A 12,201-nucleotide genomic window follows, 5' to 3' on the forward strand; every position below is an offset into this window, starting at 1 on the left:
GTCACCCCCGGCGCCCGCCGAAGGTCAGGGCAGGCCGGCCATCCGCACGGCCAGGTGCAACGCCGCCAGCCTGCCGGTGCCGCGGGGATCGCCGCCGCACAGATCGAAGATGCGTTGCAGCCGGTGGTGCATCGACTGCCGCTCCAGGTGCAGTTCGCGGGCCGACTGGGCCGTGTTGCAGCCCGAATCCAGCCAGACCTGCAGCGTTTCCATCAGCTGGGACTGCCGCTGCGCATCATGCTGCAGGACTGCACGCAGTTGGTGGTTGACGAACGCCTCCCGGGCCGACGCCGCAAGCCCCGTCAGCGCCAGGCTCTCCACGGCTGCGTCGTCGGCGTCGAGCACCACCAGGCCGTGGGCCGGCGGCCGCCTGCGCGCTGACGCGTTCCGGCGCCGCACCTGGCGCACATCCAGGGCACGGCGTGCCTCGGCCAGGGACCACGCGGCGTCTGCCACCCCGTCAACCAGCGGGCCCACCGAAATGACCGCGTCGTGGTTGCCTTCCAGTCCTTGCAGCGAAGCAAGCAGCTCGCGCCGCACCCGGGCCGTATCGGCGCAGGGGAGTCCCGCCATCACCACCAGTTCCGCGTCGTCCAGGTACGCGGCGCTGGGAATCCGGCCGGCACCCAGGAACGCCTCGATCGCCCCGCGCATTTCCTGCGGGGACGCCGCATGCACGGCGGCCACCACCAGCGGCGAATCAAGCGGAAACCCTGCCCCCGGGGCCAGCTGTTCCAGGCGCCACTCGGGTGCTGAGGTTAGGACGGCGCGCATGAGCTCGGCCCCGGCCTGGGCATGCAGGCCGGGCGGGGTGTGCTGCAGCAGCGCCAAGCCCAGGATGTCGACGGCGCGTTCCCCGGCCACCTGCGCCAGCGCCGTGTCCCCAGCCGTGCGGAACCAACACCTCCAGCCTGCCCATCAGAACGCCGCGCACGGGAATGTCCACGCTCATTGCAGTTCCGGTGGGCGCGTCGGGAGGTGCGGGCGCGTCCGTGAGGTCCGGCGTCTCGGTGACCGCGTCGCCCCCGGCGCCGTCCGTTCCTGCGTGAGTCCCGGCGGCGTCGAATGTCCCGCTGCCGCCAGCAGCGCTGCCGCCGGCAGCCTCGTCGAGCGTCGCGCTGCCGCCCTTGCCCGCGCCGCCGTCGGCCGGCCCGCCGCTGTCCGTGCCGGCGTCGTTCGCGGCTTGGTGTTCCGCTGCGTCCAAACCCTCCGGCAGTGCGCTGCCCAGGGCAACGCCCCATGGAGAGACCAGGCGCACCGAGGACCCGGTGATGCCGGCCAGGACGCCAAGGATCTTGTCCAGGGACGCGCCGTGGGCCAGCTCGGCGGCCATGGCCCGGGTGGCGGCGTCCGCCTGGTGCAGGTGCCCCGCAGACTCGCTGACCAGGATGGAATTGATGGCCTGCATGATGCCCACGAACGGCACCACCTTGCGCAGCTCCACCACCGGAAGACCGTACTCGGCCGCCGTTTCCAGCATGTCGGAGGGTACCTCGGGAAGCACGCCGCCGGTCTCGATGGCCAGGGCAGCAATGCCGCGCTGGGCCAGTTCACGGACGTAATCGCCGCGCCTGGCGGGAGTGGCCGTGGCCAAGGTGATGCCGCCGCACAGCAGCAGCTCACCGCCGCGCAGCAGCGGCGCGATGTCCAGAACTTCACTCGAGTGCACCCAGCGGACCGGCTGCGCGGACGTGTCCGTGCCCAGCGGATGGACCACGGGATTGGCTGCGGCGAGGGCTGGATGGGCGAGTATTTCACCAAGAGACACTGACACGACGGTCCGTAACGTAGAAGTGGAATCTGTTCGACACATCGTATCTTGTTTACTGTGATTGGGGCCACATAGCCTTGGAAGTACGAAATCCACCTCACGGAGGCCCCCATGCAAGAAAAGCTTTCAACTTCAGCGCAAAGGCGCGCTGGTTCTGACGCAAACGGCCACACAGACCACACCACAGACCACTCCACCGTCGACCACGAAGCCTGGCTCCAGCCCATCCCCGAATCCGCCCGCACCCGCAAGGTGTCCGGCCAGTTCTGGATCTGGGCCGGCGCCAACCTGGCACCCATCAACTGGGTACTCGGAGCACTCGGAATCCACCTGGGACTCGGCTTCGCGGACACCGTCACCGTCCTTGTCCTTGGCAACCTGATCGGCATGCTGCTTTTCGGCTGCTTCGTCCTGCTGGGCCAGAAAACCGGAGCCACCGGCATGGTCCTGGCCCGCGCAGCCTTCGGCCGGCGCGGAAACTACCTCCCCGCCGCCATCCAGGCGCTGCTGGTGATCGGGTGGTGCGCCGTCAACACCTGGATCATCCTGGACCTGGTGATGGCCCTCTTCGGAACGCTCGGCTGGGTGGACCCGGAAGCCCACAACTACGCCTGGAAGATCGGCGTGGCAACCACCATCATGGCTGCCCAGGTTGCCATCGCCTGGTTCGGCTACAAAGCCATCGCCGCCTTCGAAAAGTGGACGGTACCGCCCACCATCATCATCCTCGCGGTCATGTCCGCCGTCGCCTGGTTCGGCATGAAGATCGACTGGGGCTACGCCGGCCCCGCAGGCAACATCCTCGAGGGCTCCGAACGCATCGCCGCCATGAGCGCCGTGATGACCGCCATCGGCATCGGCTGGGGCATCACCTGGTTCACCTACGCCGCTGACTACTCCCGCTTCGTGAGCACCTCGGTCCCCAAGAAGAAGGTCTACCTGGCCTCGGTCCTGGGCCAGTTCATCCCGGTGGTCTGGCTGGGCATCCTCGGCGCCAGCCTTGCCACGAACAGCGGCGAAGTTGACCCCGGAAAGCTGATCGTCCAAAACTTCGGCGTAATGGCGCTGCCGGTCCTGCTGATGGTGCTGCACGGCCCCATCGCCACCAACATCCTGAACATCTACACCTTCTCCGTCGCTACTCAGGCCCTGGACATTTCCATCAGCCGCCGCAAGCTCAACCTGTTCGTGGGCGTCTTCTCCCTCGCCGCCGTCGTCTTCTTCATCTTCCAGGAGAACTTCGCCGAGGTGCTGGACGCCTGGCTGATCGGCCTCGTGGCCTGGGTGGCTGCCTGGGGCGGCGTCATGCTGGTGCACTACTTCTGGCTGGAGAAGCGCTGGCCGGGCGGAACCGAGCGGCTCTTCGACGGCATCGGCACCCGCCGCCTCCCCGGCGTGAACTGGGCCGGCGTCACCTCGCTCCTGGCCGGCATCTTCGCCACCTGGATGTTCATGTACGGACTGGTACCCGCCATGCAGGGCCCCATCGCCGTGGCCCTGGGCGGCTGGGACCTCTCCTGGCTGGCCGGCGGACTCACCAGCGCCGGCGTCTACGCGGTCCTCGGCCCGCGGGTCCACCTCCGCTACGTCACGGGCTCCGGCTCCGACGCCAAGACCGCAGTCGCTGGAAACCCGGACAGCGCCGCAGTCCTCCCGGTCATCTGACCCGCACTTCCACTCAACACCCCAGCTGTACAGGCGGGCGCACGGCGCCCGCCGAAAGGAATCCATCGTGAACCAGCCCGCCATCGCGGACCTCCTGCACCCCATCACCTGGCCTGAAGGCTTCAAGGCCGCAGCGTCCTTCACGTTCGACGTTGACGCCGAGTCCTGCACCATCGCCCACGATCCCACCAGCACGCGGCGGATGTCGCTGATGAGCCACCAGTCCTACGGGCCCAAGGTGGCGGTGCCGCGGCTGCTGAAGATCCTGGAGCGCCAGGACGTCCGGGCCACGTTCTTCATCCCCGGTTTCACGGCGGAGTCCTACCCGGACATCGTGCGGCAGATCGTGGACGGCGGGCACGAGGTGGGCCACCACGGCTACCTGCACGAGCCGATGCAGGGCATCGACGCCGCTACCGAGGCCAGCTACATGGACCGCGGCCTCGAAGCCCTGGCCAAGGTGGCAGGGGTCCGGCCGGTGGGATACCGGGCGCCGTGGTGGGAGCTGAACTGGCATTCGCCGGGCCTGCTGGCGGACCGCGGGTTCCTTTACGATTCGAGCCTGCTCGACGGCGACGCCCCCTACCGCTTCGCCGTCGCCGCCGATGATCCCCGGGACATCGTGGAGATCCCGGTGGACTGGACGCTGGACGACTGGGAGCAGTACGCCTTCTACCCGGGCGTCACCGGCAGCGGCGTCATCGAAAGCCCCGCCAAGGTCCTCGAAATGTGGACGCTCGAGGCTGAAGCCCACCACTCGCAGGGCAGCTGCTTCGTCCTCACCAACCACCCGTTCATCTCCGGCCGGCCCTCCAAGGCCGTGGCCCTGGAACAGCTCATCGAGCGGGTGAAGGGCTTGGACGGCATGTGGGTGGCCACCATGGAGGAGATCGCGCGGCACACCAAGGCCTCGGTCACCGAAATCCACACCCACGCCCGGATCGACGTGCCAGTATTCCCCGGTGCGGGTGCAGCGTTCACGCCGGCGGCAGTGCGGGAGGGGGCGCTGAAGTAGGCCAAATCAAACAGCAGCGGACGACGGCGGGAGGTTCCCGCCGTCGTCCGCCTGCGTTTGCGGACCAGCCGGTGACAGCCGGTGGCAGCCGGGGTGCCGGTTTCAAAGCGTTGGCTGTGCCGGCTTACGGACAGGCCGTCGCTTTTGTGTGTCGTGAGAACATCTGGGGATGACCGACAGTACTTCGCTGGAATTGCCGCCCCTCTACGAGTCTCTGACCTGGCTTACGCCGCTCTCCGAGGAACGGGCTGCACACCTTGTGGCGTTCCTGTCCGACCCGGCGCCGGCTGAGGTTCTGGACATGGGGTGCGGATGGGGTGAACTGCTGCTTCGGGTTTTGGGGTCGGCACCGCAGGCACGGGGACGCGGAGTGGACATTGCTTCCGCGTCCATCGACCGAGCCAGGCAACAGGCCTTGACCCGTGGGCTGCTCGACAGAGTGACGTTTGAGTCGGTGCCTGGGCTGGAAGCCGAGGATCGCTCCGCAGATGCTGTCATCTGCATCGGCGCGAGCCAGATTTGGGGGCCGCCGGTAGAAGACGCGCAGCCGCTCGACTACGCCGCAGCACTGCGTGCCCTTCGAGAACTGGTGCTTCCCGGCGGCCGACTCATCTACGGCGAGGCGATCTGGTCAGCAACACCTCATCCGGCTGCCACCGCCCCTCTGGCTGGACGTGACGACGAGTACCTCACGCAAGATGCGTTACGCGAGCAGATCCGCGCCGCCGGCTTCGAGGTGGTGGACGACGACCAGGCAACCGTTCAGGAGTGGGACGTCTTCGAGGCCGGGTATCGCGGCAGGTTCACCCGTTGGCTGGAAGCACATGATGACCACCATCCCGCCGCGGAGCACGTCCGCCAGCGATATGAGGCACAGCGCGCTGCATATGAAGAGGGCTACCGGGGCGTACTCGGGATGGCTTATTTCTGCTTAAGAGCGTAGGGGCTCGCGCGGCCGACCCGGCGCGGCAGATGTAAAGCCGCATCAACCCCCGGACGGTCGGTGGCGTAGTCGAACCGCAGCACCTCGTACGCCCGAACAGCGGCAGGAGTAGGCAGCTAAGCATTGGGTGCTGTGACCTTGTGCGCCCAGGTCGGCCGGTAAGGTAGCCAGGTATGGATGATGCGGCTTCAAAGGATAAAACGGACCGCCCCTACGTCACGTTGCTTCTCCCTGACGAGATCCTCAAGAAACGCAACGCCGCGCACATACCAACAGTGTTGATCCTTCTGTTGTTCGTGGTCATCGAAGCAGTCTTGCTTGCCACACAGAGTTTCATCCCTTTTGCCCTTGTGCTGGTGTTAGTGACTGTGGGGCTGGCGGTTTGGGGCAAGGCCATGACCAAGAAGTTCATGTCTGGTGCTAACCATGAGATGGCGAAGTTCCTCACCACCGAACTTGGTCAAAGTGATGCATTCGAACACGCTCTCTATGAGTCGCTGAGTAATGAGGTGTTCACTCGCGTATTCCGTAAATCGCTTTCGTCTGCCTACGAGATGGAATACCTTGCAGTTCCAATCAAGCCTGCCGGTGAGCCACCTTGGACGATCAGGATGCTTCGGGGTGCAACGGGATACGAGTTGCGTCAGCACCGATAAAGGGTTTCAAGACGCTGAGTTGCTCTAATCTTGCGTGGGAAAGTTTTGGCGACCGTCCGGGCCCTATGGGCGGAAAAGTGCTCCATCAGATCCGACATATCCAAACTGGTTCTTCGTTGCAATACCGTAAGAGGTTTCGGACATAACAATGTCCTGCCCGCTTAGGGATCCTTTACCGGACGCTTCGGTCACCGTGCGACTTAGGTGAACGAGTCAACCCAACCGGGGGCAGTCCCCTCCAATATCGTCGTAAGTTGTGCCCTATAGCTTTGGAAAGGGGTGGGTGTTGTGAAGGCAGACGAGGTGACCTTGGGATGTTATCCGCGTGATGACGTCTCATGGGTGAAAGATGGCAAGGTTCGGGAAGGTCGCGCGACGATATCGGTCCGTCAGGCTGACGGGACTCTGAAGTCCGCTGGCGAAGTTGCCTTTGGCGACTTAGGTGTTCTGCATCTAGATGTGGAAGCCGGTGGCGAGTTCGTCATTGAGCTACGAGCCCGCTTCGAGTCGGAGATATTCGACCGCCGGGTGACCTTCATCGCCAGTGGTGACGAGAACAGCGATGTCTTCGTATCGGCAGTCGGGCCCGGTGCGCACGCTGAACCGAAGGCCGGTCTGTTTAGGCGGACGCGGTATTCAGGGTTCGAGTTTGGTGTGCTTGTAATGGGTGCCACGACTGAGCAGGGTACCCGCATCAGCAGCACTTTAGGCCCGCTCAAAGCTACTTCGAGAATGCGTTAGGACGAATAGTGGAAAAAGCACAGGTCGATGAACGGAGTGCCAGACAGCCCTCGATCATCGATCGCGTCTTTTCAATCATCATCTTGGTTGGGCAGCCGTTCGTGGCCGTCGCGCAGTTCTTGATTGTCGCCCTCGGCGCGTCCGAGTGGATGGACGGAAGCCGTTCGATACCGCAATGGGCGGCAACGACTGCCTACGTTCTGATCTTCCTCATCCCACTCGCAGCGGCAATAGCCACGATCGTGATGCTCGCCAAGCGACGGATCGCGTTCTGGATACCGCTTCTCGCGATGGTGGTTACGTCCATGATGGTCCTCGTCCTCGACGCTTACGGGCAGACGTGACATCTTGTAAACCTAGTTCCTGAGCACACTACGAGGTCGGGACCATTGGGACTGCTGTAGCTTTGCGATTGAATGCCGGGCGGACTATGACACATTTTCCGTTGATGTCCGTCCCCGCTGCCGAGGCGCCTGCGAAGAAGGCGTATCCCGCCGTCGGGAACCTTCTGCTGAGTCGGCGTTCTGGCCGCTAAACAGCCGGCTTGGGCGGGCCGGGTGTCGTACCGGCGTGCTAAACACGTTCGTAAGAACCCGGACGAGGAGACCCGCCATGACCAACGCCATCCGGCTTGAACACCGCTTGAAACATCCCATGGAAGGCCGGACCGCCTACGAAGGAATGGGCAGCGGCTGGCCCGGCCTGCTGAACCGGATCGACGGGATTCTGGCCAGCCACCCTGACGGGCGTCAGTAACCGCCGGGCCGGTCCTCCAGCAGTGCCCGCAGGAGGTTGGTGGTCTGGTCCGCGCACTGCTTGATGCCCCGCAGGTGCTCTGCCGCCAGCCGGGGGAGTGCGGTGGCCGAGCCGTTGCCGCGGGCAGCGGTGCGCAGCGCCCGCTCGAGTTCCAGGGCCAGGCCGGCCAGCCGCTCCGCACCGATCATCTGGCTGGACGTCTTCAAACTCAGGATGGCATCCAGGGCACCCGGGGCGTCGCCGGTGGTGAACGTCAGGCGTACCTTCTGGATCCGGTGCGGCAGGTTGGCGATGAAATCCTGGATGAAGACCTGCCACACGCCTTCGTCGTCGTCCAGGTCGGAGCGCAGCCGTTCCAGCACCGCCTTGTCCAGCAGCGGCAGGGCGTAGCCGTCGTCCTGCGTCACGGTCCTCCACCCCGCACGTCCCGCTGCCGGCCCATGATGCGCCTCCCGCTGTCGGCATACCTGCGCGATGCTGCGGCAGGACTTTCAACGGACGGTACGTGCCTGCGGGGCCGGAGCGCATGAGTGGTGGGTACTCGCATTTCCGGGTACCGACCCCTGCTTACAGTGCTGTTTACCTCCGGTAGCCTGTTGGGATGGTTCGGGAAATGGCTGAGTTCGGCGGCGAGGGCATCATGCTCGCCGGGGCAGGCCGTGCCCTGCTGCTGCAGCTCGCCAACCCGGCCGTGGGACGCGGAGTGGCGGAACACAGCACCTTTGAGGGCCGCCCGGTTAACCGGCTCAAGGGCACGCTCACCTATGTGTACGCCATCGTCTACGGCACCGACGAACAGGTAAAGGAAGTCCGCCGCCGGGTAAACCGGGCCCACGTGCCGGTCGGGCGCCCGGACACCGCGGAGTCGCCCGGCTACAGCGCCTACGATCCCGAACTCCAGCTCTGGGTGGTGGCCACGCTCTACGACACCGCCCGCACCGTCATCGAGAAGATCTACGGCCCGCTCGACGCCGGCACGGCCGATGCGATGTACCGCGACTATGCGCGGCTCGGCACCGCCCTGCAGGTTCCCGAGGGCATGTGGCCGCAGGACCGGGCCGCGTTTGGCCGCTACTGGGACGAACAGGTGGCAACCCTCCAGGCCGGACCCGCCGGCATCCGGGTGGCGCACGGCCTGCTCTACCCCAAGCACACCGCCCTCTGGTACCGGGCCATCATTCCGCCGGCCCGGTTCCTCACCGCAGGGTTCCTGCCGGACCGGATCCGCCAGGACTTCGGCCTGCCGTGGAACGACCGCCATGAGCGCCGCTTCAACAGCACCATGCGGATGCTGTCACTCACCTACCCAAGGCTCCCGCGGGGCATCCGGCACGGGCTCAAGGACTACCTCCTGGGCGAGCTGGACAAGGACATCCGCAGGAACAGCCGGTCAGCCAAGCGTCAGGGAGTCAGTGCGTAGTTCCACCCCGGTTGAGCAGCGGATCGATGAAAGTGCCCGCCGCTTCCTCGCCACCGCTCCGGCCAACGGCGCCAAAGCCAGGCTCACGGAGTTCGTGGTTTTCGGCCTCAAACAGGGCTGGGCCTGCATCTTCGGGGCGGCCCTCCTGTCGGTGCTCATGGCGGCCCGCCTCTGGTACCCGGACAGCGCGGCGCTGGCCCGCAACGACTTCCTGACCCTCGCCGCCGTCGTGATCCAGGTCCTGATGGTTGCCTTCAAACTCGAAACCCTGAAGGAACTCCGGGTCATCGTGCTGTTCCACCTGGTGGGGACCTGCATGGAACTGTTCAAAACGGACGTGGGTTCCTGGTCCTACGAGGCCGAGGGCGTGCTGCGGATCGGCGCCGTGCCCCTCTTCAGCGGCTTCATGTACGCGGCCGTGGGTTCCTACATGGTCCGCGTCTACCGGCTCTTCGACCTCCGGTTCGCCAACTACCCACGCAGGTGGATCACCGCAATCGTGGCCGCGGCCATCTACGTCAACTTCTTCAGCCACCACTACATCTGGGACCTGCGCTGGGTGCTGCTCGCCGCCGTCGTGGTGGTCTTCGGCCGCTGCGTGATGCACTTCCGGGTGTTCCGGCGGCAGTTCCAGATGCCGCTGGTGGTCTCGTTCCTGCTGGTGGCGCTGTTCATCTGGATCGCCGAGAACATCGCCACCTGGTCCGGTGCGTGGCTCTATCCCAGCCAAATGGCGGGCTGGCACCCGGTGGGACTGGAGAAACTCGTGGCCTGGTTCCTGCTGATGATCATCTCCGTAGTGCTGGTGGCCTGGGTCTACAAGCCGGCACCCCCGGAAGAAGAAGGCGGACGACGCCGGGCGTTCCGGGTACGGTCAAACCTGCCCGGTTGAGGGGACGCCTGGGAGAAGACCGAGGCGACGTTGCCGCGGCAGAACCCTCCCGTGCAGAGGGGCACTGCCGTAACCCGTTTAGGCAGGGCCCTCGCTAGGATTCCGCAGGGGCTGTTTGATGGAAACCATGGCCCTAGAAACACCTGTCGATACCAGTAAGCCCGGCACTGCAGACCGCCGCGAAGACCACCGCGCGCGCTGGGGAGGCGTCTATGCGATGTCGCTGTGCGTCTTCGCGCTGATCGCCTCCGAATTCATGCCCGTCAGCCTGCTCACCCCGATGGCGGCCGACCTCCAGGTTTCGGAAGGCATGGTGGGGCAGGGCATCGCCATCTCGGGCCTGTTCGCCGTACTGACCAGCCTGTCCGTGTCTGCGCTGGCGGGCACCATGAACCGGAAAACCCTGCTCCTTGGGCTGACAGCGTTGATGGCGGTGTCCGGAGCCTTGGTGGCCCTTGCGCCCGGGTACCTGCTGTTCATGGTTGGCCGCGCGCTGATTGGCGTTGTGATCGGTGGATTCTGGTCCATGTCGGCGGCTACCGCGATGCGCCTGGTGCCGGCCCACCAGGTGGCGCGTGCCCTGGCCATTTTCAACGGCGGCAACGCCCTGGCCACGGTGCTGGCCGCCCCACTGGGAAGCTACCTTGGGACCCTTATGGGCTGGCGCGGCGCGTTCTTCTGCCTTGTGCCGGTGGCTCTGATCGCCCTGGCCTGGCAGTGGATCAGCCTTCCCGCCATGAAGATTGAAGAGCGGCCCCTCAAAACTGTGCGCGTTTTCGGAATCTTCCAGGCGCTCAGGAACGGACCTGTCGCCTGGGGGATGGCAGCCTGCGGGGCCTTCTTCATGGGTCAGTTCATCCTGTTTACCTACGTGCGGCCGTTCCTCGAAACGGTGACCCTGGCCGGCGTCGCCACCGTGTCCCTGGTGCTGCTGGTGATCGGTGTGGCCGGTTTCGCCGGCACGATGCTGATTGGGCGCTTCCTGGGTACGGGCCTGTACAGGACGCTGGTTGCCATTCCGGTGCTGATGGCAGTCATTGCCGCAGCCCTTGTTCCGTCCGGCGGCTGGATCGCCGCCGTCGTGGTCCTCCTGGGGCTGTGGGGACTCCTGGCCACCGCCGCACCCGTGGGCTGGTGGAGCTGGGTTGCCAAGGCCATGCCGCACGACGCCGAGGCAGGCGGTGGCCTGATGGTCGCAGTTGTCCAGACATCCATCGCCATCGGATCCATGCTGGGCGGGGTGCTGTTCGATGCCACTGGCCACCGCGGGACGTTCCTGGTGAGTGCAGCGGTTCTTGCAGTTGCGGCGGCATTGGCGTTCCAGGCCTCGCGGGCAGGAGGACGGGCCCGCTGACCCGTCCAAGACTTTCGATTAATCCGGAATACAAGGAGGAAAAAGTGAAGTTCACCAAGAGCGGCGGCCAGACCGGGGCCGGGCCGACAGAATGGTTCACCGGAACGGTGCAGATCGACGGCATCCGTAACCCCGACCACCAGTCAGCCATCGGCTGTGCCCACGTCCGGTTCGCCCCCGGGGCACGCACCGCCTGGCACCACCATCCCAAGGGCCAGACCCTCTACGTGACGGATGGCATCGGCCTCGTGGCCCGGCGCGGTGGGGAGGTCCAGGAAATCCGACCCGGCGACGTCGTCTACATCGAGCCCGGCGAGGAGCACTGGCACGGAGCCACCCCGGACCGGTTCATGGCGCATGTGGCCATGCAGGAAGCCGACGGGAACGGGCAGGTGGTCACCTGGCTCGACCACGTCACCGACGACGAGTACCTGGCCTGACCGGCCGGAAAACGAAAGCGGACGACGGCGGGAATTTCCGCCGTCGTCCGCTTCACGTTGTGCGGGAAGTGCCTCAGTCCTCGTAGGTGTTTGCGATGTATACATCGCACGGGGCGTTGTGCGCCACGCTGTTGGCCACGCTGCCCAGGAGCCGGCCGATGCCGCGCATCCTGCGGTTGCCCACCACGATCAGCCGGGCATTCAGGCGGATGGCTTCCTTGATGAGCGAGTCGCGCCGGCTTTCCGCGGGAAGCGAAGTGGGTGACCTCCACTCCAGGCCTGGACGCGCCCAGGGATTCGGCAACATGCTGGGCGCTGTCACCCCGGAAAACAGTCACCTGGTCGGAGCCCGAACCGAAGGTCTCGGCGCTCTCCGACTCGAACCCGGTCACCACGTGCAGCGACGCTCCGAGCGACTCGGCCAGGTCCAGTGCCACTTCCGCAGCTTTCCGCGCAGATGCGCTGGCATCCACGCCTACAACGACTACTCCACTCATGGGGGCTCCTTCACTCGGGGGCAATACCGTCAAGGGGCCAGTCTAAAGGAG

12 protein-coding genes and 2 pseudogenes are annotated in these 12,201 nt (G+C 65.6%); 11 read left to right on the forward strand and 3 right to left on the reverse strand.

All coding sequences use genetic code 11. The features are described from left to right. Positions 1 to 24: 24 nt before the first annotated feature. A pseudogene (locus tag QE394_RS12635) lies at positions 25 to 1,774 on the reverse strand (PucR family transcriptional regulator ligand-binding domain-containing protein). Positions 1,775 to 1,882: 108 nt separating this feature from the next. On the opposite strand from QE394_RS12635, the gene QE394_RS12640 reads away from it, so the two are divergent. From QE394_RS12640 to QE394_RS12670, 7 genes are all read left to right on the forward strand, one after another. Further along, positions 1,883 to 3,436: a cytosine permease gene (locus QE394_RS12640; RefSeq protein ID WP_349034684.1), complete on the forward strand. Its 1,554-nt coding sequence runs from the start codon at positions 1,883 to 1,885 to the stop codon at positions 3,434 to 3,436. 67 nt (positions 3,437 to 3,503) lie between these two features. After that, positions 3,504 to 4,451, forward strand: coding sequence for a polysaccharide deacetylase (locus QE394_RS12645; RefSeq protein ID WP_349034685.1), 948 nt, complete (start codon positions 3,504 to 3,506; stop codon positions 4,449 to 4,451). 169 nt (positions 4,452 to 4,620) lie between these two features. Further along, positions 4,621 to 5,394, forward strand: a complete 774-nt coding sequence (locus tag QE394_RS12650; protein WP_056077810.1) for a class I SAM-dependent methyltransferase — start codon at positions 4,621 to 4,623, stop codon at positions 5,392 to 5,394. 173 nt (positions 5,395 to 5,567) lie between these two features. Further along, positions 5,568 to 6,050, forward strand: coding sequence for a hypothetical protein (locus QE394_RS12655; protein WP_056077808.1), 483 nt, complete (start codon positions 5,568 to 5,570; stop codon positions 6,048 to 6,050). A 288-nt stretch (positions 6,051 to 6,338) separates the two neighbouring features. After that, positions 6,339 to 6,791 carry a hypothetical protein gene (locus QE394_RS12660; protein ID WP_156368356.1) on the forward strand — a complete coding sequence of 151 codons (453 nt, stop codon included), beginning with the start codon at positions 6,339 to 6,341 and terminating at the stop codon, positions 6,789 to 6,791. A gap of 8 nt (positions 6,792 to 6,799) precedes the next feature. Next, entirely contained in the window at positions 6,800 to 7,135 is a 336-nt protein-coding gene (locus QE394_RS12665; protein WP_056077801.1) for a hypothetical protein, read from the forward strand. A 268-nt stretch (positions 7,136 to 7,403) separates the two neighbouring features. Continuing rightward, positions 7,404 to 7,547, forward strand: a complete 144-nt coding sequence (locus QE394_RS12670; protein WP_156368355.1) for a hypothetical protein — start codon at positions 7,404 to 7,406, stop codon at positions 7,545 to 7,547. Here QE394_RS12670 and QE394_RS12675 read toward each other — a convergent pair. Continuing rightward, positions 7,541 to 7,954 carry an Hpt domain-containing protein gene (locus QE394_RS12675; RefSeq protein WP_349034686.1) on the reverse strand — a complete coding sequence of 138 codons (414 nt, stop codon included), beginning with the start codon at positions 7,952 to 7,954 and terminating at the stop codon, positions 7,541 to 7,543. The genes QE394_RS12670 and QE394_RS12675 overlap by 7 nt on opposite strands. Before the next feature lie 206 nt (positions 7,955 to 8,160). On the opposite strand from QE394_RS12675, the gene QE394_RS12680 reads away from it, so the two are divergent. From QE394_RS12680 to QE394_RS12695, 4 genes are all read left to right on the forward strand, one after another. After that, complete coding sequence (locus QE394_RS12680; protein ID WP_349034687.1) at positions 8,161 to 8,967, forward strand: oxygenase MpaB family protein; 807 nt, start codon at positions 8,161 to 8,163, stop codon at positions 8,965 to 8,967. Further along, a complete protein-coding gene (locus tag QE394_RS12685; RefSeq protein WP_349034688.1) occupies positions 8,960 to 9,859 on the forward strand; it encodes a DUF817 domain-containing protein in 900 nt (299 codons plus the stop codon). Before QE394_RS12680 ends, QE394_RS12685 begins: the two co-directional genes overlap by 8 nt. A gap of 127 nt (positions 9,860 to 9,986) precedes the next feature. Beyond that, positions 9,987 to 11,213, forward strand: a complete 1,227-nt coding sequence (locus QE394_RS12690) for an MFS transporter (RefSeq protein WP_349034689.1) — start codon at positions 9,987 to 9,989, stop codon at positions 11,211 to 11,213. 44 nt (positions 11,214 to 11,257) lie between these two features. Further along, positions 11,258 to 11,653 (forward strand): cupin domain-containing protein, encoded by a 396-nt coding sequence (locus tag QE394_RS12695; protein ID WP_056077789.1) that lies wholly within the window; start codon positions 11,258 to 11,260, stop codon positions 11,651 to 11,653. Between the two features lie 73 nt (positions 11,654 to 11,726). Here QE394_RS12695 and QE394_RS12700 read toward each other — a convergent pair. Then, a pseudogene (locus QE394_RS12700) lies at positions 11,727 to 12,150 on the reverse strand (universal stress protein). Between the last annotated feature and the right edge of the window lie 51 nt (positions 12,151 to 12,201).

This window comes from Pseudarthrobacter sp. SORGH_AS 212, assembly GCF_030818145.1.
In the GTDB taxonomy this organism is placed as follows: Bacteria; Actinomycetota; Actinomycetes; order Actinomycetales; family Micrococcaceae; genus Arthrobacter.